Origin of the sequence: Curtobacterium sp. WHRI 8282, assembly GCF_040223925.2 — a bacterium.
GTDB classification, from domain to species: Bacteria; Actinomycetota; Actinomycetes; order Actinomycetales; family Microbacteriaceae; genus Curtobacterium; species Curtobacterium flaccumfaciens.
The window spans coordinates 748,304-770,129 of sequence record NZ_JBEHCD020000001.1 but is presented as its reverse complement, the minus strand read 5'-3'; the positions used below and the strand labels follow the sequence as shown (position 1 = coordinate 770,129).

The following is a 21,826-nucleotide window of genomic DNA, read 5'->3' as shown; positions in this document are numbered from 1 at the left end:
TACCAGCGATATCCACTCGCTGTTTCCACCGATACGGAGAAGTCATGATCGTCATCACCGGTGCCACCGGAGCCCTCAACGGCGCGACCGCCGACCACCTGCTCGAGCACCTCGCGCCGTCCGATCTGGCGGTGGTGGCCCGTGATCCGGCCCGAGCACAGCGGTTCGCCGACCGCGGTGTCGAGGTCCGCCGCGGCGACTACGCCGAACCGGAGACCCTGCCGGCAGCCTTCGCGGGCGCCGATCAGCTCCTGCTCGTCTCGTCGAGCGACCCGGCCGCCGACGCCGTCGCGCTGCATCGTGCCGCGGTCGACGCAGCCGTGGACGCCGGCGTCGGCCGGGTCCTGTACACGAGCCACCAGGGCGCCGCGCACGGTTCGCCCTTCGTGCCCGCAGCGCACCACGCCGCCACCGAGGACCTGCTCCGCGACTCCGGGTTGCCGTGGACGAGCCTGCGGAACGGCTTCTACGCGCACAGCGCCGCCTGGATGACGGGCCCGTGGCAGGAGACCGGCACGGTGTCCGTCCCCGTCGACGGCCCGGTGTCGTGGACCGCCCGCGAGGACGCCGCCGAGGCGGCCGCCGCGATCCTGCTCGCCGACCAGCCGTTCGACGGACCGGTGACGCTCACCGCTCCGGACGCGCCGACCTTCGCCGACCTGGCTCGGCAGGCGTCCGAGGTGTCCGGTCGGACGATCGGGTTCGAGGCCCTGGGCGAGGACGAGTGGCGTGCCCGTGCGCTGGCAGCGGGGCAGGACCCGCACATGGTCGCGTTCCTGCTCGGCATGTACCAGGCCGCCGAGCGGGGCCTGTTCGCCGGCACCGACCCGCTGCTCGGCGAACTACTCGGTCGCGCCCCACGGCGGGTCCGCGACCAGCTCAGCTGAGCGCCACGACCTCGTCGAGGATCGCCTCGACCGCTGCGGGGTCGTGGGCGAACCGTCCGAGGAACAGGCCGCCGATCCGGCCCTGCCCCCGCGTGAGCAGACCCGGTCCGGCACTGCCGCCGTAGAGGACGGTGCTGCCGTGCAGCTCGGGCCGGGTGGTGAGGTGCTGCTCGACCCCGGCGAGCACCGCCACGATGTGGTCGTCCGGTGCGGGTGCCGGTGCGCCGATCGCCCACACCGGTTCGTAGGCGACGGTCAGGGGCCCGGCGAGACCGTCCGCGACGGCGGTCGAGACGGCCCGGTCGAGCTGCGCGGTCACCGCCGCCACGGCCTCGGTCGGATCGGAGGCCCGGTCCGGCTCCCCGACGCAGACCAGCGGACGCAGGTGGTTCCGGAAGGCCGCGTGCACCTTCCCCGCGATCGTCGTGTCGTCCTCGTGGAAGAGGGAGCGCCGTTCGGCGTGCCCGATCTCGACCAGGTCGACACCGATCTCCCGCAGTTCGGCGCCGGAGACCTCGCCGGTGAACGCGCCCGCGTCGGCCCACGACAGGTCCTGCGCGGCGAGCTGCACACCGGTGCCTTCGAGCAGGTCACGCACCGGGACGAGGGCCGGGAACGTCGGCGCCACGAAGAGCGACGCCGCGTCCGAGCGCACCGCGGGGTGTCGCCGGGCGATGTCGGCGACCTCGGCCGCCCACGACAGCGTCCGGGCGTGCGAGAAGTACGTCTTCAGCGACACCCCGACGGTGATCACGGGGCGACCGTCTCCACGACGAGGGCGAAGGACAGCGCACCGGGGTCCGCGGTGCCGACGGCCTGATCGGCGTGGGTCCGTGCCCGGCCCATCTTCGGCACCAGGGACTCAGTGGCGTCCGCTGCCTGTCGGGCGGCGCGGACGGCGTCGCCCCAGGCCTCGGCGAGCGCCGCCCCGGCGTCGAGCCGGGTGCGGAGCACCTCGTCGAACGGCACCAGGGCGTCCACCATCGTCTTGTCACCGACGGTGGCGCCGAACGCGAGCACGGCCTCGGTGGCCGCGCGGACCCCCTGCGCGACGGTGGCACCCGACGGACGCGAGTCGTCCCCGACCACGCGACCCAGTGCCTCCAGGGCGGCACCCCAGATCGCACCGGACGTGCCGCCGGCCTTGTCGGACCAGGCGTCCGCAGCGACCAGCAGGACGGTGCCGGCACCGGCACCGCGGGTGACCGCGTCGGCGGCCGCGACGTCGGCGGCGTGCGATCCGCGCTGCATCCCGATGCCGTGGTCGCCGTCACCGGCCACGGCGTCGATGCGCCCGAGTTCGTCGGCGTGCTCGTCGAGGACGGCGCGGACCGCGGCGAACCCGGCGGCGACCTGCTCGGCGACCGCACGGGACTCGTCGGTCGCCGGGCCGACGCCGACGCCCTCGGCGTCCGCCGCCACGGTGGACGGGTCGACCCGCTGTTCGGCGACCGCACCGCCCTTGCGGTAGGCGGGCGTGTCCGCGGGTGCTGCCCAGAGTTCCTCGAGCTCGTCGTCGAGCCAGAACAGCGTCAGGGAGACCCCGGCCATGTCGAAGCTCGTGACGAGTTCGCCGACCTCGGGCTCCACGATGACGACCCCGGCGTCCGTCAGGCGCCGCTGCACCGAGCGGTAGACGACGAAGAGCTCCTCGTACTTGACCGAGCCCAGGCCGTTCAGGATCGGGACCACCCGCTGGCCCTCGAGCGCCACGCCGTCGGGCAGTTCGTCGAGCAGACGGGACACCAGCAGCTCGGCCAGACCGTCGGCGGTGGGCACGTCCGTCTCGTCGATGCCACGCTCGCCGTGGATGCCCATGCCGACCGCCATCCGGCCCTCGGGCACCGTGAACAGGGGTTCCTCGGCGCCGGGCAGGGAGCACCCGGAGAACGCGACGCCGAAGCTGCGCGTCCGGTCGTTCGCCCGTTCGGCGACGGCGGTGACCGTGTCGAGGTCGTCCCCGCGCTCGGCGGCGGCGCCGGCCACCTTGAAGACGCAGAGGTCACCCGCGATGCCGCGGCGCTTCGCGCGGTCGTCAGCCGGGGCGCTCGTCACGTCGTCGGTGACGCGGACCGTCCGGACCGGGATGCCGTCGGCCTCGAGCGTGCGGGCCGCGGCGTCGAAGTTCAGGACGTCACCGGCGTAGTTGCCGTAGCTGAGCAGCACCCCGCCACCGTGCTCCACGGCCTTCGCGACCCCGGTGACCTGCTGCGCGCTGGGGCTGGCGAACAGGTTGCCCATCGCGGCACCGGCGGCCAGGCCGTGTCCGACCAGCCCGCCGAACGCGGGGTAGTGGCCCGAACCCCCGCCGATCACGACCGCGACCGTGCCGTCGGGACTCGTGGTGGAGCGGGCGACCCCGCCGTGCACCCCGCGCACCCACCGCTCGTTCGCGGCGACGAAGCCGTCGGTCGCCTCGTCGGCGAAGTCCGCCGGGTCGTTGAACAGTCTGGTCATCGCTTGCTGCCCTTCGGGTCGGTGGTGCGGACGTGCGAGGTGTCGAGCAGTTCGTCGGCCTTGGCCCCGCGGAAGAACTTGGTGCAGAAGATCATCACCGCGGCGACGAACGCCAGGACGCCGAGCGAGACGATGCCGAACGCACCGCTGTCGGTGGGCACCACCTCGTTGATCGCGGTGCGCATGATCGGGGCGACGAACCCGCCGAGGTTGCCGAGCGAGTTGATCAGACCGATGCCCGCGGCGGCTGCGGCACCGGTCAGGAACGCCGTCGGGTACGCCCAGGTGATCGGGCCGACGGCCAGGAAGCTCGCGACGGCCAGGGTGATGAACAGGATGCCGAGCACGGGCTGCCCGTTCGCACCCGCCCACGCCGAGCCGAGGATCGACAGGCCGGTCGTGACGTAGAACAGGGTGCCCCAGCGACGACGGCGACCGACGGAGTCCGCACGCGACCCGATCAGGTAGCAGGCGACGAGCCCGACGAGCCACGGGATCGCGGACACCAGACCGACCTGCCAGCCGACGTCCTGCCCGAGCAGCGAGGACACCTGCTGCGGCAGGTAGAACGTCGTGCCGTAGACGGCGACCTGCAGGCAGAAGTAGATGATCGTGAAGTACCAGACGCGCCCGCTCGCCATCGCGCGCCAGATGCCCTTCGGGCCGTCCTCGCTGCGGGCGGTGTCCTCGCGCTCCATGGCCGCGGTGAGCGACGCCTTCTCGCCCGGTTCGAGCCACTTCGCCTGCTGCGGACTGTTCGTCAGGAAAACGAGGGCCGCGACGCCCGCCAGCACCGCGAGGATCCCCTCGCCGGCGAACATGACCTGCCAGCCGTGGAACGGCGTGACCTGGTCACCGACGCTGATGAGGCCGCCGGACAGCGGGGCGCCGATCATCTGCGAGAACGGCTGCGCCAGGTAGAAGATCGCGAACATGCGCACGCGCACCTTGTTCGGGAACCACTCGGACAGGTACATGATCACGCCCGGGAACAGCCCGGCCTCGGTCACACCCAGGATGAACCGCAGGATGATGAACATCGTGTCGTTCGTCGTGAAGGCGAACAGTGCGGCGACGATGCCCCACGTGACGGCGATGCGGGCGAGCCAGAAGCGCGCACCGAACCGCTTGAGCAGCAGGTTCGACGGGATCTCGAAGATCGCGTAGCCGATGAAGAAGATGCCGGCGCCCAGGGCGAAGGCGGCGTCCGAGATGCCACGGTCGACGCGCAGGGCCTCTTCGGCGAAGCCGACGTTCGTGCGGTCGAGGAACGCGACGAAGTACAGGATGACGAGCATCGGCATGAGGTGCTTCGTCGCCTTGCCGATGGCGGACTTCAGGCCGGGGTCGTTCGTCGACCCGAGCGCGGGGGCAGGGGGTAGTGACACGGGTTCGCTCCTTTGCGAGCACGGTGCGGTCGTTCTGGCGTCCGGCGGTCGGTTCGGTCGTCCGGACGGGAGGCACGGATCGCGTCGCCCGGTCGGCGCGCGTTCCGTGGGCGGCTGGCCCTAGTGCATGTACAGGCCGCCGTCGACGTTGAGCGTCTGGCCCGTGACGAACCCGGCGTCCTCGCTGATCAGGTACGCGACGGCGGCGGCGATGTCCCGCGGGGTACCGATGCGCGGCAGCACGCCGTCGGCGGCCATCTCGGCCTTCCGCTCCTCGGACAGGGTGCCGCCCATGATGTCGGTGTCGATCGGACCGGGGGCGATCGCGTTGACCGTGACGCCGCGCGGGCCGAGCTCGCGCGCCAGGCCACGGGTCAGGCCGATCACGCCGGCCTTCGCCACCGTGTACGGGGTCTTGCTGAAGGTGCCGCCGCCGCGCTGGGCGGAGACCGACGACAGGTTCACGATGCGCCCGTAGCCGGAACGCACCATCGACTCCGCCGCCCGCAGGCTGGCGAAGTGCACACCGTCGAGGTTGATCGACAGCACCCGGTGCCACTCCCCCTCGGGCAGGTCGAGGTAGGCGTGCGCGGACGAGACCCCGGCCAGGTTCACCAGTGCGGTGATCGGCCGGAGTTCGGCCTCGATCGTGTCGAAGGCCGCACGGACGGCGGACTCGTCGGCGACGTTCGCCCCGACGCCGACGGCCCGCACGCCGTGCTGTTCGCGGATCTCGGCGGCGACCTGCTCGCTCGCCGTCTGGTCGAGGTCGATGATCCCGACGTCCCACCCGGCCTCGGCCAGGTGATGGGCGGTGGCGCGGCCGATGCCCCGTGGTGAGGCGGCCCCGGTGAGGACGACGGTGCGGTCCTGGTGCTGGCCGGCTGACTGGTTCTGGTCGCTCATGGTGTCCCTCCCGCCTCAGTGGATCGGTGCCGGGCCGAGCTCGTCGAGGAGCTTCTGCATCGCGACGTACGCCTTGTTCCGGTAGGCGACGAGCTCGGGCGTGCGGTCGGCGGGGACCTCGAGGTACCCGGCGCCGGACTTCGTGCCGAGCTCACCGGCGTCCACGTGCTGCTGCAGCGACGGCGGGGTGGCGAAGCGCTCGGGCCAGCGGGTCTGCAACGACTCGAAGCAGAACGCGTAGACGTCGAGCCCGGCCATGTCGGCGATCGCGAACGGGCCGAAGAACGGCAGGCGGAACCCGAACGTGGTCCGCACGATGGTGTCGATGTCGTCGGGGCTCGCGATGCCCTCGTCGGCGATCTTCGTGGCCTCCTCGAACAGCGCGTACTGCAGGCGGTTCAGGACGAACCCCGTCGAGTCCTTCACCCGCGCCGACTGCTTGCCGGTCGCGGCGACGACGGTCTCGCCGACCTCGATCGCGTGCTCGTTCGTGGTCGGGTGCGGGATGAGCTCGACGCCGGGGATGAACGGTGCCGGGTTCGAGAAGTGCACGCCGAGGAACCGCTCCGGACCCACGACCGCCTCGGCCAGCGACTCGATCAGGATCGTCGAGGTGTTCGAGCCGATCACGGCGTCTGGGCGGGCGGCCTCGCTGATGCGGCGGAGCGTGGCGTGCTTGATCTCGAGCTTCTCGGGCACGGCCTCCTCGATGAAGTCCGCCGTGGCGACCGCTTCCTCGATGGAGGCGGCTGCGCTGAGGTGGGCCTCGACGCGTGCCACGGCGTCCGTGGGGAACAGGCCGTCCGCGACGAACTGCTCGGTCTCTGCGATGAGCCGGGCTCGGTTGGACGCGGCGATCTCGGCCGAGACGTCGGCGATCCGGACGGTGTGGCCGGCGAGGGCGAGGACCTGGGCGATCCCGCCGCCCATGTAGCCGGACCCGACGACGGCGATGTCGAGGGTGCTCATCGGATTGCTCCTTCGGTGCTGGTTGCTGCAGTCGGGGTCGCCGTCGCGTCGAGCTTCGTCGTCGCGAGGACGGATCGGATGTACTGCTGGTTGGTGGCGCAGACGCCGAGGCTGTCCCCGCCGTACTGCTCGGTCATGACGATCCCGCGGAACCCGTCGGCGACGGCGTCGCGCAGGACCTGGCGGTAGTTGATGAGGCCTGTCTCCATGGTGCTCGGCGCACTCGTCGCCCGGCTGCCGTCGCCGGCCTCGTCACGGGTGTAGTTCTTCACGTGCAGGTAGTTCGTGTACGGCATGGTCTTCGCGAAGAGCTCCCGCCAGTCCTCGACCGGACGGTGCAGCCGGATGAGGTTCGCGACGTCCGCGTTCAGCCCGACGTTGTCGAGCCCGATCTCCTCGACCAGACGGACCGCGCTGTCGGCGGTGCCGAGGTACGTGTCCTCGTACAGCTCGAGCGCCATCGGCAGCCCGACGCTCGCAGCGTGCTCGCCGAGCTCCCGCAGTCGCTTGACCGCGGCGGCCCAGACCTCGGGGTCGTCGGGGTCCTTCGGGCCCGGTGCCGTCCAGAACCACAGCGCGCGCTTCTGGGCGTCGGTGAACGGCTGGTGCAGCCCGGTCGAGAAGACCTGCATGCCCCACTCGGCCGCCGCGTCGATGGTGCGGTGGGCGTAGGCGAGGTTCTCCTCCTCGTGCCCGGGCTGGATGACGCTCTTGCGCTGCAGGTGCACGGACGGGATCCCGACGCCGTGGGACTTCGCGACGGCGAACAGCTCGTCGCGGCGCGAGGCTTCGAGGTCTGCGGGGCGGATGTGGCTGTCGGCGAGTTCGGCGAGCGAGAAGCCGACGGCCTCGATCTGCCCGAACACCTCGTCCCACACCTCGGCGGGGGCGTCGTGGAAGGCCGTCCCGTCGCGGGTGACCTGCGCGAACCCGTGCAGGCACGCGGCGATCGGCCAGGTCTCCGACGTCCAGGTGGTGGGGTCCCAATCCTGGTCGACCCAGTCCTGTGGAGTGGTCACGGAATGCTCCCTTGCATGTCGTGGTGGTTCGGCGATGAACCTCTTTCCTATAGGAAAGATACTCGCACGTCGCCAGATCGCAACCCCTCTGCCTCAGCTGGTGTGGGATGCGTCCGCGCGCGAACGCAACCGGACGGCGTCGATGTGGAGCCGCATCGCGGCGACGGCCGACGTCGGGTCCGCAGCCAGCGCCTCCAGGATGGCCCGGTGTTCCTGCACGGCGCGATCGGTGTCGTCCCCACCACCCTCGACGATCTGCCGCATGCGGTGCACGCGCGTCGTGATGATCTCGGACATCTCCTCGAGGAACGGGTTCCGCGTCGCGTCGAAGATCAGCTGGTGGAACTGCCAGTCGCTGCGGAAGAAGCGGGCCATCAGCTCCTCCGGGGCGTGCGCAGCCCCGACGGACGCGACCTCTACGGCCACCGCAGCCTGCTCGTCGAGCGCTGCCGCGAGTCGCTCGCGCAGGCCGTCGACGTCACCGCGGGCCGCGAGCTCGACGGCGCCGCTCTCCACGATGAGCCGGGCGTCGAACAGGGCCTCGAGCTGGTCGCCGGCCAGGGGCGGGGAGACCCGGTACCCCTTGTTCGCTTCACGGGTGACGAGGCCGGTGCGTTCGAGTTGCACCAGCGCCTCGCGCACCGGGGTCGGCGAGACCCCGAGGGAGCGAGCGAGGCCGTCGATCGACAGCCGCATGCCCGGTTCGACGTCGTGGCCCATCAGGACCTCGAGCACCCGGTCGTAGACGCGATCACGCAGACCGAGCTGCGTGATGCGCTCCGTCCCGAAGCCGGGCATGGTCGTGGACATGGGTCGATCCTAGAGAATCCACGAAGGCGTCCCGATCAGTAGATCGCGTCGATCCCCAGCAGGTCGCCGAGGCCGAGGCCGCGCTGACTCGTCTCGCACGTCGACACCGACGGCTTCATCACCAGGCCGCTGTTCGCGGCCGTGTGCCCGAGCCCGTAGGCGTGACCCCACTCGTGCGTGGCGACGCCACGCAGGTCGAACCGTGCCCCGGAGCAGGTCGCGGCGGCGGACCAGTTGACCGACGTCGAGTACCGCTGGTCCGTCTCGACGGCCGTGCCGGAGCGCGACCACACGCAGGTCACGCCGAGGGTGTCCTTCGGCAGCGACCCCCACCCGACCACGCTCGACGCGTTCGCGGCTCCGCAGCCACCGGTCGCGGTGACGCCCATCGCCTGCTTGAGCACCCCGAGGTGCTTCTGGTCGGCGGTCGAGGTGATCGTCCGGCCGCACGACGAGACCGGCCCGGTCCAGGCGTCGGCTCCGGCCCCGATCGCCGACGGACCGGTGACCTTCTGGTTGTTCGGGTTGTAGCTCCAGTTCACCGGGCCCGCCCAGCGGAACCCGAGCCGGGTGTACGAGGTGTTGGTGCAGCTCGTGGCCGCCTTCGTGGCCGACGTGGTGGCCGCTCCGCGCGTCACGACCGCGGCGGCCACCCGGTCGCGCAGCGCCTGGCGTTCCTGCCGGACGGCGGCCGCCGACCCGGACCAGGCATCGTCGACGCGCACCGCGACACCCGCGCGGCCGGTGTTCGTGATCGACACGTCCCCGCCGTCGTCGACGCCCGACGCGGCCACCGGCAGCGCGGAGACCGTCGTGCCCGGTTCCGGCACGACGAACTGCCGGCCGTCGGGCAGCACGATCGTCGGCGTGGCCACGGCGCACCCGCTCGCGAGCTGCTCGAGGGTGACACGGTCCCCCTTGCACGCCGGCGCTGCGACCGCCGGTGAACCCGGGCCGGTCGAGACGACGACCGCGGCCAGCGCGATACCGAGGGTGACCGCACCTGCGGTCCACGACGACGTCCTCACGATGATGGTTCTCCTGTCATGACGCGCCGAGGTCCCCCGGCGACCAAGACAGTGTGCGGAGCGCCACTCGGGGCAGTCAACCCCCCGAACTGCCGCTCCCGGCCGGCCGATCGCTCCCGTCCGGCACCCGCACGAACCGCGGCGCCCCACGGTCCCGCAGGCGGAACCCCAGGTGCTGGTACAGCCCGATCGCCCCGGTGTTGCCGGCGGCCGCGTGCATCAGAGGGGTCTCCCCACGCTCCCGGATCCCGTGCGCGACGGCGAGCACCAACCGACGCCCGAACCCCTGCCCCCGGTACGCCTCGTCCGTGCACACCGCGCTGATCTCGGTCCACCCGGGCGGGTGCAACCGCTCCCCCGCCATGGCGACGAGCCGCCCGTCCCGCCGGATGCCCAGGTACGTGCCGAGCTCGATCGTGCGCGGCAGGAACGGCCCCGGCTTCGTCCGCTCCACCAGGGCGGTCATCTCCGGCACGTCGTCGGGCGTCAGCACGACGGCTTCGTCGTCCGGCGCACCCTCGATCGCCTCACCGGTCAGCTGCACGCCGCCGGCACCCTCGACGAGCTCCCACCCCTCGGGCAGGACGGCAGCCGCACCGACGCCGAGCATCCCGCCCGACCCGAGCAGCGCCCGGACGTCCTCCCAGTCCTGCGCGGTGGGTCGCTCGGGGATCCCCGTCCACACCGACACGTCGGTCTGGTAGCGGACCACGTCGCCGCGCCGCTCGGCGAACCGCGCGTGGTGGCTGTTCAGCGCGGCCATCGCGGGTGCGTCGAGCATGCGCGTCGGGGTTCCGTCGTCGGCGATCGTCAGGTCGAGGGTCCGGAGCGCCTCGCCGCGGGCATCACCACCACGGAACCCGAGGTCCTCGATCCGCCGACGATCGCCGTCCGCCCACCCGGCGGTGTCCGCGACGACGCCGGAGGCGTACTGGTTGGTGGCACGGTGGACGACCTGCTCAACCTCCGCTGCCGAGGCCACGAGGACCTCTCCCGGTCGGGGCAGCGCGGTCGAGGTCGGCGCAGTCGTCGTCATGCCACCATTCTCCGCCCGCGGCGAGCGCCGCCGGCGCATCGTTGCACCCGGTGACGCCGAGCCGCGGCTCGCACGGTGCGAAGGGGCCCACGCCCCGTGCGAGGTTCCGTACTCGGTGCGAGGGCACGTGCGCCGCACGGAGTACGGAACCTCGCACCAGACCGAGCGCCAGACCGAGCGCCCCGCCCCGCCAGGCCTCACCCCAGCCGCGCCGCCACGAACTCCACCATCCGCCGCACCAGCAGCGCCTGCGACGCCGCCCGCCGGTACTCGTGCCCCTCACCCTCGAGCTCCAGGTACTCCACGTCGTGCGACCGCTCCCGCAGCGCCGCGACGACCTGGTGCGCCTCACCGATCGGCACGTTCGTGTCGAGCTCACCGTGCACGACGAGCAGCGGCGCCGTGACGTCGTCGATCGCGCGCATCGGCGACAGTGCCGCGAGCAGGGCCTCGTCCTCGACGGGGTGGCCGTACTTCGTGGCGGCAGCGGCCGCGATCCACGGTTCGGTGTCCCGGTAGAAGGTCGCGAAGTCGCTCATCCCGCACACCGCGACCCCGGCCGCGAACACGTCGGGCGTGAAGGCCAACGACGCGAGCGTCGCGTACCCACCGTACGAGCGTCCCTCGACGGCGACCCGGGAACGCTCGGCGTACCCGTTGGTCACCAGGAACCGCGCGCAGTCCACGACGTCGGCGAGCGCGTTCCACCGCAGCGCCAGGTCGTCGGCGTGCACGAACTCGTGGCCGTACCCGGAGGACCCGCGGATGTTCGGTGCGAACACGGTCACCCCGGCGGCGGCGAGCGCCTGGTGCTGCGGCGAGAACGTGGGTCGTTCCTGCGACTCAGGTCCGCCGTGCAGGTGGACGAGCGCTGCGCGGCCGGGAGGCGCGGCACCAGCACCAGGGTCGGCATGCGCCGCCGACGCGGTCGGCTCCACGGCCCGGTACAGCCACCCGGTCAGCTCCAGTCCGTCGCGGGCGGCGAACCGCTCGAGCGTCGGCTCGACCAGCTGCACGTCCGGCAGCACCGGTACGTCGGTGACCCGGCTCCAGGTCAGCGCGTTCGTGTCGAGTCGCCACAGTTCGCGCGGCCGGGTCGGTCCCTCGACGGCGAGCAGCACGCTCCGGCCGTCACGGCTGAGCACGGGGTCGGTGACGACGTACCCGGGCAGGTCCGGCACGGGGGTGCGCGAGGCGTCGTGGGTGTTGATGAGGTCGAGTTCACTGCGACCGTCGACGTTCCAGACGAGCAGCAGGGTGCGGCCGGCGTCGTCGGCGTCCAGGTACTCGAGCTCGGCGTCGTCGCGCTCGACGATCCGCCGCGGTGTGCCGCGCCAGCCGTGCGGCCCGACGGGCTGCGCGACGAGTCCGCGGCGGGGCAGTCCGGCCTCGGTGGCGACGTAGGCGACGAGCGGGCTGGTCTCGCTCGCGGGCGAAGGTCGCAGGAACGCGATCTCGGCGGACCCGTCGGGGTCGTCGGCGAACAGGGCGTGGCTCTCGTCGGTCAGCCGGTCGACGACCACGACGAACTCCTGGCCGCGCTGGCCGTCGCTCAGCACGACGAGCCGTTCCTCCACCGACAGGTCGAGGATGTGGATGAGTTCCCCCACGGCCAGGTCGTCGCGATCCCCGGTGACCGGGTCGACCAGGTACGCACGGGCCGGCTGCTCGGGCTCGGTCGAGGGCAGGGTGATGACGACCCGGTGTCCGCTGCGGCTCCACGGTCCGAGTTCGGCGTGCTGGTACCGCGAGCCGGCGATCTGCGCGGCGTCGGAGCCGTCCGGCCGCACCACCCAGACCTGCTGCTTCACGCCGCCGTCGGTCGCGATGGCGACGGCGAGCCACTCCCCGTCGGACGACCACGACACCCGGATCACCGGATCGTCGGACAGCGCGATCCGCACCGGTTCCGGCAGCTCGCCGTCGACGACGACGTCCTGCACGAAGACCTCGGGGGTGCCGTGCCGGTCGCTCACGAACGCCACCCGCCGGGCGTTCCGGGTCATGGTCGGTCCCCACGACCCCCAGGCGGCGGTGAGGCGCGCACCCAGGTCGGCCGCGGCCCTGGTGGTGACCGACGGCTCGACGGTGGCCGACGACGCGACGCCCTGCGCGCCTCCAGTCCGGACGGAACCCACGGTCACCGCACCCCCTGCTGCTGCAGCCACATCTCGATCAGGCCGAGCTGCCAGAGCGCGTTCGCGCCGATCGCGGTCCTGGTGCTGTTCGGGTCCTGCAGCATCCGCTCGACGGTGGCGGGGTCGAAGAGCCCGCGCTCCCGCGCCTCGGGTGCGTGCAGCGCGTCGCGGACGCGCTCCAGGTACGGGCCCTCGAGCTGCCGGATGGCGGGGACCGGGAACGAGCCCTTGCTGCGGTCGATCACGGCGTCGGGCACGATCCCACGCGAGGCGCGCTTCATCACGCCCTTGCCGCCGTCGGTGAGCTTCATCGACGGCGGGATCGCGGCGGCGAGCTCGACGAACTCGTGGTCCAGGAACGGCACGCGGGCCTCGAGCCCCCACGCCATCGTCATGTTGTCGACGCGCTTCACCGGGTCGTCGACGAGCATGATCGTGGTGTCGCTGCGGAGCGCGGCATCCACGCTCGTCTCCGCGCCCGGCCGTGCGAACTGGCGGTCGACGAAAGCCGACGGGGTGTCGTCGTCGCTCTTCCACCGCTCCCCGAGCAGGCCCTGCAGCGCGGACCACCGGCGGTCCATGAACACGGAGCGGTACGCCTCGGCGGCCTGGTCGCGCGGGACGTCGGCGAGCGGCGGGTACCAGTCGTACCCGGCGAGCACCTCGTCGGCGCCCTGGCCGGACTGCACCACCTTGACGTGCTGCGAGACCTCCTGCGACAGCAGGTAGAAGGCGACGCAGTCGTGGCTGACCATCGGCTCGCTCATGGCGGCGACCGCACCGTCGATGCCGTCGAGCAGGCGCGACGAGGGGATGTGGATGCGGTGGTGGTCGGTGCCGAAGTGCGCAGCGACCTGGTCGGAGTACTCGAACTCGTCGCCGGACTCGCCGCCCGCCGCCTCGAACCCGATGCTGAACGTGGCGAGGTCCTGCTGCCCGGCCTCGGCGAGCAGCCCGACCACGAGCGAGGAGTCGATCCCGCCGGAGAGCAGCACCCCGACGGGGACGTCGGCCACCATCCGGCGCTCGACGGCTGTGCGGAGCGAGCCGATGAACGCCTGCTCCCAGTCCCGCTCGGACCAGTCGGCCCGGGCGGGGTCACGCTCGAAACGGGGCTCCCAGTAGACGGTGTCGTGCGGGGTGCCGTCGGGCTCGATCACCCGGACGGTCGCCGGCGGGAGCTTGCCGACGCCGGCCAGGATCGTGCGGGGCGCGGGGACGATCGAGTGGAAGCTCATGTACGAGGCGAAGGCGACGGGGTCGATGGACGTGTCGACTTCCTTGGTGCCGGTGCCCGTGCCACCGCTGCCGCTCGTGCGGCTGCTGCCGGCGTCGCCGGCCAGGATCGCCGGCAGCGAGCTCGCGAACCGGAGGCCGCCCGGGACGGGCGCGACGTAGAGCGGCTTGATGCCGAGCCGATCCCGCGCGAGCACGAGTCGGCCGCTGCCGTGCTCCCAGATGGCGATGGCGAACATCCCGATCAGGTGGTCGACGAACGCGGTGCCCCACTCGGCGTACGCCAGGGCGATGACCTCGGTGTCCGACGTCGACGCGAACCGGTGCCCCTTGCCGTGCAGCTCGTCGCGGAGCTGCCGGTAGTTGTAGACCATCCCGTTGTAGGCGATCGTCAGCCCGGCCTCGGCCAGCACCATCGGCTGCGCGCCCGCGGTGGACAGGTCGACGATGGACAGCCGTCGGTGCCCGAGCGCGACCGGGCCGCGAGCCCACAGACCGTCGCCGTCCGGGCCGCGGTGCGTCATGCAGCCGGTCATCCGGGCGACCGCCCCGACGTCCGGCGCTCGGCCGTCGAACCGGATCTCGCCCGCGAGTCCACACATCAGCGCTCTCCCTCGGTGTCCGCCGGGGCGTTCCCCACGATCCACGTGTCCTTCGCGCCGCCGCCCTGCGACGAGTTGACGACCATGCTGCCCTCGGGCGCGACGCGCGTCAGGGCGACGTCGGCCAGGTGCACGTCGTCCGGTCCGGTCCCCGTCGCGTAGACGAAGGCCCGCAGGTCGACGTGCCGCGGGTCGAGACCTGCGGGTCCGATCGTCGGGTGCGAGGACAGCTGCACCACCTCCTGCCCCACCCACCCGGCTGGGTCCGCGGCGATCTCCCGCCGTCGCTCGGCCACCTCGGGGGCGCTCGCGCTCGGTCCGATCAGGACCCCGCGGCCGCCCTCGCCGTCGACCGGCTTCGTCACGAGTTCCCCGACGCGGTCCAGGACCGACAGCCGTTCGACCTCGATGCTCGTGCGGTAGGTCGGCACCGATGCCAGCAGGGGTTTCTCGTCCAGGTAGTACCAGATCAGGTCCGGCACGGTGACGTACATCGCCTTGTCGTCGACCAGCGCGTTGCCCGGCGCGTTCGCCAGGTAGACGCGTCCTGCCTCCGCCGCGTCGAGGATCCGCGCGCCGAGGTCGGGAGCGTGCTCCGCGGTCAGCGCGCTGACGTCGCGGTCGATCCGCAGGTACAGCCCGTCGAGCACGTCGCCCGTCGTCGCGTCGACCACGCGTCCGTCACGGACGTCCAGGTCGGACCCGGCCAGGAGGCGCAACCCGGCCCCGTCGGCCAGCCTGCGGTGCTCGAACCACGCGCCGGCGGCGGGGCCGTCGCTGACCAGCGCGATCACGGGGTCGGTCGCGCCCGTCACCGCGGAGGTGTTCGCGCAGAGGGTCCGGCGGAGGCGGTCGGTCACGCTGTGCGGGTCGCGCAGGTGCGCCGGCCGCGGGGCGTCCGGCACGACGTCGTCCATCAGCTCGCGCAGGGCGATGCCGTACGCGACGCCCGAGGGCGAGCGGACGTTGTCCTCGAGCACCCGCCAGCCGCCGAACTCGTTGCGCACCAGGTCGAACCCGAGCACCGGCGCACGGACGGCGGTCGCCGGCAGCCGGGTGGCGTCCGGGTCCCAGCCCTTCGCGCCGACGAAGTGGTCCGCGTCCAGCACGCCGTCGGCCACGATCCGCCGGTCGCCGTACGCGTCACGCAGGAACAGCTCGATCGCGCGGGCACGCTGCCCCAGGCCACGCTCGAGCTGTGACCACTCGTACGCGCTGATCGTCCGGGGCACCAGGTCGCAGCCGAACTCCTGCGCCCCGCCGTCCACCACGAAGCCGACGTGGTGCTCGCGGGTCCAGACGTCGCGGGCGATGCAGCGCTCGATCGCGGTCTCGGCGTCCCAGCCGTCGAAGAACGCCGCCAGGTCACGGAACGCCGGACGAGGGCGTGCCCCGGGGCCGACCGCCTCGTCGCCGGCGCGGACGCGGTACCCGTGGATCGGGACCACCGGGTCCTCGTCGCGTCCGGACGGGAGCCCCGCGGTGTCCTCCACCACCAGGGCGACGACGTCGTCCATCTCCCCGCGCTCGGCGTACGCGGTGCGCTGCCGGTCGGTGGAGTTGCCGCGGGCCAGGGTCGCGTCGAGCAGCTCCGTCACCGTCCCCCAGTCGCCGAGCTCCTCGAGCTCCGGGCGCAGGCGGGACACGAGCTGGCGCACCGCGACCTCGGCGGGCAGGCGTTCGGGGTGCTGTCCGAGGCCGACGAGTTCCCCGCTCAACCCGGAGCGGGCGGCCTGCCACATCGCCGCACGGTGCAGGGGTTCGCTGCGCGGATGCCACTCGGCGCCCGACACGACCGACTTCTCGGCCTTGCGCACGGCGGCGCGGAAGAGTCCGGCGATGAGCACGGCGTCGTCCACCACCGGGGTCGCGTCGCAGACCCGGAGTTCGAGCGTCGGTGCGTGCGAGGACGGCCGCACGTCGAAGTAGGCCATCTTCTTGTCGGCGATCACGCCCGAGGCGATCAGGTCGTCGAGCACCCGGTCGTACTCGGCGGCGTCTTCGACCGGACCGAAGCTGCCGGCCGACGGCCACCGCTGCCAGATGATGCTGCGGAACGAGGCGTACCCGGTGTCCTGCCCGTTCCAGAACGGACTCGACGCGCTCAGGGCGAGCAGCACCGGGAGCACCGGCGCCACCCGCTGGGCGATCAGCACCGCCAGGTCGCGGTCGCTCACCCCGACGTGCACCTGCAGGCCGCAGATGAGCTGTTCGTCGACGAGCATCCGGTACTGCTCCTGCATCCGGCCGTACCGACCGCCGGAGCTCAGCTCGAAGTCGGCGTACTCCGACCTCGGCGCGGTGCCGACGGCCGCGATGGTGACGCCGGCCGGGGCGATCGCGGCGCTGAGCTCACTGCGCAGGTCGACGATCACCCGCCGCAGGTCGTCGAGGGTCCGCACCACCGGGGTGTTCGTCTCGATCGTCGTGCGCTGCAGCTCGGCGCCGAAGCGGTCGGTGGGCAGTTTGGGCAGAAGGCGCGGGGCCTTCGCGGAAAGTCGGCCGGACTCGAGGTCGATGAGGTGCAGCTCTTCCTCGGCGCCGAGCGTCAGCTCTGCACTCATGGCTGGAACCTACGCGTGTGCCCTGTGGCACGCACCGCGGCACACCGCCCGACTCGTGCCCGTAACACTCCTGTCCACCGGTCGTCACGTCCACTGCACTCCCGCCCGCACCGTGCGACTCGCGCCGATCGCGCACCGGCCCGCGAAGGCCGCACCGTGCTGTGGACGCACCACCCGCAGTCTGGAGGCACGGCGCCAGCCCGCCACGCGCCTCCCGTCCGCACCGTGCGCACCTATTCACCCCGTGCGAGCTTCCAAGCACCGTGCCCGGTTACAAGCGCGCACCACGCACCCGACACCGTGCCGGTGCCCGCCCGCGACCCCACTCCGGCCGGTGCCGTTCGTGACCGCGATCGGCCTGCTGATCATGCTCGTCGCGACCGTCAACCCCGTGCTGCAGGCCCGACGCCGGTCACTCGGCCCGCAGCTCGCCGACACTGCGTCCTGATCACCCCGGCCTCGTGTTTCCGTGCGAGGTTCCGTACTCGGTGCGAGGCGCGCGGGCTCGCACCGAGGACGGAACCTCGCACCAGAGCGCCGGAGCGCCAGCGCGCGCAGCCCTACCCCCGCGTGCGCGCCAGCCGCCGGTTGAGCGCCCCGTTCAGCAGCGCGACGAGCAGCCCCACCGCGAACACGAGCGTCCCGAAGCACAGCACCTGCGGCGGCATCCCCGCCTTCGCGGCGCCGTAGACGAACAGCGGGAAGGTCACCGCGGGCCCGGCGACGAACGAGGTGATCACGTAGTCGTCGATCGACATCGCCAGCGCCAGCAGCCCGGCGGCGAGCATGCCCGGCGCCAGGAGCGGCAGGGTGACGAGCCGGAAGGCCTGGAACGGCGTCGCCCCGAGGTCACCCGCGGCCTCTTCGAGCGCCCGCGAGGTCCCCGCGATCCGGGCCCGCAGCACGACCACCACGTAGGCGACGTCGAACGCCACGTGCGTGATGAGCACGGTCAGGAACCCGGTGCCGAGCCCCACCGACAGGAAGAACGAGAGCGACGCGGAACCGACGACGATCGACGGTGCAGCGATGTCGGCGAACACGACGGTGTTCACGACTCCGCGACCCGGGAACCGGTACCGCTCCAGCGCCAGCGCGAGGGGCAGCCCGATCGCGACGGAGATGATCGCGGCCAGGAACGCGACGAGCACCGAGGTGACGAACGCCGCCCCGAGCCCGGACACGTTCACCAGGTTCGCGTACCAGTAGGTCGTGAAACCGTTCCAGGCGAACGACAGCCGGTTGGTGGGGGCGTCGTTGAACGAGTACACGATCATGTAGACGATCGGCACCAGGGTGATCGCGATCGTCACCCAGTACACGATGGCGAGCCAGGGCCCACGACGGTTCACCCCGTGACGACGCGGACGGCCGGCGACGGAACCGGTCACGGGCGAGGCCGGAGCGGCGGCGGATCGGGACGGTGCGACGGCGGTCATACGAGGTCCTCGAGGTCGTCGGTGCCGGAGACGCGGGCGTAGATGAACAGGATGATGCCGAGCACGACCATGAGCACGGTCGACAGGGCTGCGGCGACGTTGTACTGCTGGTTGCCGGAGTAGGCGTCCTGGATCGCCTGACCGATCGTGTACGTGTTCGTGCCGCCGAGCAGGGCCGAGTTCACCGGGTCGCCGACGCTGTCGATGAAGACGAGCAGCACCCCGGCGAAGATGCCCGAGCGGGACAGCGGCAGCGTGGTGTGCCAGAACGCCCGGAACTTGCCGGCGTACAGGTCGTTCGCGGCCTCGCCGAGTCGTGGGTCGATGCGCTCGAGGGCGGCGTAGATCGGCAGCACCATGAAGGCCAGGTCGTTGTAGGCGTCGCCGAAGATGACCGCGCCGCCGGTGCCGAGGATGTGGAAGTCCTTGCCGGCCAGCCCGAGCGCCTGCAGCGTCGTGACGACCGGGCCCTGCGACGCGAGCACGAACGCCCACATGTCGGTCCGGATGATGAACGACACCAGGAAGCTGATGAACACGAGCATGAGCAGCGGGTTCTTCCACCGCGGGGACACCCGGAAGGCGATGAAGTACGCCACCGGGTACCCGACGACGATGCAGGCGATCGTGGCGGCGGCTCCGTACCAGAGCGACCGGAGCAGGAACGTCAGGTAGGGCACCTGCGGGTCGACGAACAGCGAGCCGTAGATCCCGAAGTTCCAGGTGAACGTGTAGCCGTCGTCCGGGTTGCCGGTCATGAGCGAGACGATCAGCCCGGACACCAGCGGGATGACGAAGAACACGCAGAGGTACGCGGTGCCGACGAGCGCCAGGAAGAACGGTGTGCTCCGACGGCGTCCCCGCCGCACCGGCGCCGGGCCGGCGGAACCACCGGGAGCGAGCCCCGGCGTCACTCCGACCGCGCTCACGACTGCACCACCGCGTTGAAGATGCCGTTCCACTCCGAGTACTCGTCGTAGTTCTCGAACACCCGGAACTCGTGCGACTGCTCCAGCACGTCCGCAGAGGGGAACACGAGCGGGCTGTCCGCCACGGTGGCGTCGTCGAGTTCGTCCCGCACGTAGTCCTCGGCCGCGGGCACCGGGCAGACGTAGTTGACCCAGTCCTCGACGATCCCGGCGACCTTCGGCGTGTAGTAGAAGTTCATCCACTCCAGCGCCGACACCGGGTTCGCGGCCTGCCGTGGGATGAGCATGTTGTCGTGCCAGGTCATCTGCCCCTCTTCCGGCGTGACGAACTCCAGGTCGGGGAACCCGGACTGCTGCGCCTGGAACACGTCGCCCGACCACGCCTGGGTGATCCAGGTGTCGCCGTTCTCCAACCGGTTGATGTAGCTCTGGTCGTAGAAGCCGGTGACGCTCGGCCGCAGTTCGCGCAGCCAGGCCTGGGCCTTCCGCCAGTCGGCGGGCGTCGAGGTCTCCGGGTCGATGCCGAGCGCGAGCAGTCCGAGCGACCCGAGTTCGGTGTTGTCACTCATCAGTCCGATGCGGCCCTCGAAGGCCGGGTCCTGCAGGTCCTTGAGCGAGGTGATCTTCCGCCCGGTGTACTTCGGGTTGTAGGCGAGCCCGGTGAACCCGGTCTGCCAGACGACGGAGTGCTTGTTGCCCGGGTCGTAGATGGGGTCCTTGACGGAGTCCGAGGCGTTCGCGGCGAAGTTCGGCAGCCGCGAGTGGTCGAGTTCGCACACGAACCCGTTCTTGATCATCTGGGTCAGCTCGAACCCGTTCGTCATGACGACGAGGTCGTAGCCGGTCGCACCGTGCGCCCGCAGGATCGGTGAGACGGTCGCGTAGAAGGTCGCGTTGTCCTGGATCACCGCCTGGTAGTCGACCGCGATGCCGGTCTCCTGCTTGAACAGCGCCAGGGACTCGGACTTGCCGTGGTCGGAGTCGATGTACAGCGGCCAGTTCGCGAAGTTCAGGATGCCGGTCGCCTTCGCGTCCTTCCAGAACGCCGCCCAGTCGACGGTGTCCTCGGCGCCGGCGGCGGCGGAGCCCTTGATGCTGCAGCCGGTGAGCAGGGCGGCCAGCGCGGCGGCCCCGCCGCCGGCCAGCAGGCCGCGTCGGCTCACGCGGGCCGACGTCAGCCCCCGCAGCAGGTCCGGACCGGGCACCGCGCCGGTCACGCGAGCGATCCTGCCGTGGCGGGGACGGACTGGAGGCCCGGGTCGTCCTGGGTGGTGACGGTCGCGTCGGACGCGGGGTGCGCCTCCAGGCCGAACCCGTGGTCGACGCCCCACGTGAGCCAGACCTCGGTGCCGGTCGCGATCCGCGGCCCGCCCTTCGAGTTCTGCGCGAACACCGAGACGCGCCCGGCGCCCGGCACGTCGACCAGGTACTGGGTGCTGACGCCGGAGAACGAGACGTCCACGACCCGACCGGGGCCGAGGATGTTCCGTCCGGCCTCGGGGGTCGGTTCGGCGGTGCGGATCTTGAGCTTCTCGGGCCGGACGCCGACGACGACGCGACCGGTCGTGGCGACGGCTCGGTCGGCCGGCACCGCGATGGAGCCGGCCGCGGTGGCGACGACGAGCAGGCCGGCATCGGTGCCGCGGACCTCGCCCTCGAGCAGGTTCGACTGGCCGAGGAAGTTCGCGACGAACGCGGTGCGCGGCAGCTCGTACAGGTCCTGCGGGCTGCCCATCTGCTCGATCCGGCCGCCGTTCATGACGGCGACCGTGTCGGCCATCGTCATCGCCTCTTCCTGGTCGTGGGTGACGTGCAGGAACGTGAGTCCGACCTCGGCCTGGATCGTCTTCAGCTCGAGCTGCATCTGGTGGCGGAGCTTCAGGTCGAGGGCGCCGAGGGGCTCGTCGAGCAGCAGCAGGGCCGGCCGGTTCACGATCGCGCGGGCCAGGGCGACGCGCTGCTGCATGCCGCCGGAGAGCTGGGCGGGCCGCTTCGACGCCGACCCCTCGAGCTCGACGAGCCGCAGCGCTTCCTTGGCCTTCGTCATCGGGTCCGGGATCCGGCGGCGCTTCAGCCCGAACGCGACGTTGTCGAGCACGCTCATGTGGGGGAACAGCGCGTAGTTCTGGAACACCGTGTTGACGGGCCGCTGGTACGGCTTCGTTTCGGTGACGTCCCGGCCGCCGATGGTGATGGTGCCGCTCGTGGGTTCCTCGAGCCCGGCGACGAGCCGCAGGGTCGTCGTCTTGCCGCAGCCCGACGGGCCGAGCAACGCGAAGAACGAGCCGGCGGGCACCGTCAGGTCGAGGCTGTCCACCGCGGTGTGGCCGGGGAAGGACTTCGTGATCTGGTCGAGCCGGAGATCGGCTCCCGATTCGGCGAACGTTCCGGTCATTGCCATGGTGCCTCCAGGGGGTG

General features: G+C 71.8%; 17 protein-coding genes. 1 reads left to right on the top strand and 16 read right to left on the bottom strand.

Going from position 1 to position 21,826, the window contains the following annotated elements:
- The first annotated feature begins 44 nt into the window (after window positions 1-44).
- A complete protein-coding gene (locus ABRP24_RS03770) occupies window positions 45-887 on the top strand; it encodes an NAD(P)H-binding protein (RefSeq protein ID WP_138802229.1) in 843 nt (280 codons plus the stop codon).
- Here ABRP24_RS03770 and ABRP24_RS03765 read toward each other — a convergent pair.
- The 16 genes from ABRP24_RS03765 to ABRP24_RS03690 all read right to left on the bottom strand — a co-directional run bounded on the left by ABRP24_RS03765 (window position 880) and on the right by ABRP24_RS03690 (window position 21,803).
- On the bottom strand, window positions 880-1,641 hold the full coding sequence (locus ABRP24_RS03765; RefSeq protein WP_349847585.1) for a triose-phosphate isomerase family protein: 762 nt from the start codon (window positions 1,639-1,641) through the stop codon (window positions 880-882). The two genes, ABRP24_RS03770 and ABRP24_RS03765, sit on opposite strands and share 8 nt — an antisense overlap.
- On the bottom strand, window positions 1,638-3,344 hold the full coding sequence (locus tag ABRP24_RS03760) for a dihydroxyacetone kinase family protein (protein ID WP_349847586.1): 1,707 nt from the start codon (window positions 3,342-3,344) through the stop codon (window positions 1,638-1,640). The genes ABRP24_RS03765 and ABRP24_RS03760 overlap by 4 nt, the downstream gene beginning before the upstream one ends.
- Complete coding sequence (locus ABRP24_RS03755; RefSeq protein WP_111057308.1) at window positions 3,341-4,732, bottom strand: MFS transporter; 1,392 nt, start codon at window positions 4,730-4,732, stop codon at window positions 3,341-3,343. Before ABRP24_RS03755 ends, ABRP24_RS03760 begins: the two co-directional genes overlap by 4 nt.
- Before the next feature lie 120 nt (window positions 4,733-4,852).
- The gene (locus tag ABRP24_RS03750) at window positions 4,853-5,638 is read right to left on the bottom strand and encodes an SDR family NAD(P)-dependent oxidoreductase (protein WP_349847587.1); all 786 of its coding nucleotides are present in this window, start codon (window positions 5,636-5,638) and stop codon (window positions 4,853-4,855) included.
- 15 nt (window positions 5,639-5,653) lie between these two features.
- Entirely contained in the window at window positions 5,654-6,607 is a 954-nt protein-coding gene (locus tag ABRP24_RS03745) for a 3-hydroxyacyl-CoA dehydrogenase family protein (RefSeq protein WP_214524936.1), read from the bottom strand.
- Window positions 6,604-7,626, bottom strand: a complete 1,023-nt coding sequence (locus ABRP24_RS03740; RefSeq protein ID WP_349847588.1) for a sugar phosphate isomerase/epimerase family protein — start codon at window positions 7,624-7,626, stop codon at window positions 6,604-6,606. The genes ABRP24_RS03745 and ABRP24_RS03740 overlap by 4 nt, the downstream gene beginning before the upstream one ends.
- 93 nt (window positions 7,627-7,719) lie before the next feature.
- Complete coding sequence (locus ABRP24_RS03735; protein WP_027466961.1) at window positions 7,720-8,436, bottom strand: GntR family transcriptional regulator; 717 nt, start codon at window positions 8,434-8,436, stop codon at window positions 7,720-7,722.
- Between the two features lie 35 nt (window positions 8,437-8,471).
- Window positions 8,472-9,464 carry a matrixin family metalloprotease gene (locus ABRP24_RS03730; protein ID WP_173032536.1) on the bottom strand — a complete coding sequence of 331 codons (993 nt, stop codon included), beginning with the start codon at window positions 9,462-9,464 and terminating at the stop codon, window positions 8,472-8,474.
- A 76-nt stretch (window positions 9,465-9,540) separates the two neighbouring features.
- Window positions 9,541-10,500 (bottom strand): GNAT family N-acetyltransferase, encoded by a 960-nt coding sequence (locus ABRP24_RS03725; RefSeq protein ID WP_214520963.1) that lies wholly within the window; start codon window positions 10,498-10,500, stop codon window positions 9,541-9,543.
- 197 nt (window positions 10,501-10,697) lie between these two features.
- Window positions 10,698-12,644 (bottom strand): prolyl oligopeptidase family serine peptidase, encoded by a 1,947-nt coding sequence (locus tag ABRP24_RS03720; protein WP_349847589.1) that lies wholly within the window; start codon window positions 12,642-12,644, stop codon window positions 10,698-10,700.
- Window positions 12,641-14,476, bottom strand: coding sequence for an N-acetylglutaminylglutamine amidotransferase (locus ABRP24_RS03715; protein WP_349847590.1), 1,836 nt, complete (start codon window positions 14,474-14,476; stop codon window positions 12,641-12,643). The genes ABRP24_RS03720 and ABRP24_RS03715 overlap by 4 nt, the downstream gene beginning before the upstream one ends.
- A complete protein-coding gene (locus ABRP24_RS03710) occupies window positions 14,476-17,040 on the bottom strand; it encodes a carboxylate--amine ligase/circularly permuted type 2 ATP-grasp protein (protein WP_349847591.1) in 2,565 nt (854 codons plus the stop codon). Before ABRP24_RS03710 ends, ABRP24_RS03715 begins: the two co-directional genes overlap by 1 nt.
- Before the next feature lie 560 nt (window positions 17,041-17,600).
- Entirely contained in the window at window positions 17,601-18,479 is an 879-nt protein-coding gene (locus ABRP24_RS03705) for an ABC transporter permease (RefSeq protein WP_027466954.1), read from the bottom strand.
- The gene (locus ABRP24_RS03700) at window positions 18,476-19,408 is read right to left on the bottom strand and encodes an ABC transporter permease (RefSeq protein ID WP_232749054.1); all 933 of its coding nucleotides are present in this window, start codon (window positions 19,406-19,408) and stop codon (window positions 18,476-18,478) included. The genes ABRP24_RS03705 and ABRP24_RS03700 overlap by 4 nt, the downstream gene beginning before the upstream one ends.
- Window positions 19,405-20,625 carry a spermidine/putrescine ABC transporter substrate-binding protein gene (locus ABRP24_RS03695; protein WP_349847592.1) on the bottom strand — a complete coding sequence of 407 codons (1,221 nt, stop codon included), beginning with the start codon at window positions 20,623-20,625 and terminating at the stop codon, window positions 19,405-19,407. Before ABRP24_RS03695 ends, ABRP24_RS03700 begins: the two co-directional genes overlap by 4 nt.
- Window positions 20,622-21,803, bottom strand: a complete 1,182-nt coding sequence (locus ABRP24_RS03690; RefSeq protein ID WP_371836708.1) for an ABC transporter ATP-binding protein — start codon at window positions 21,801-21,803, stop codon at window positions 20,622-20,624. The genes ABRP24_RS03695 and ABRP24_RS03690 overlap by 4 nt, the downstream gene beginning before the upstream one ends.
- Between the last annotated feature and the right edge of the window lie 23 nt (window positions 21,804-21,826).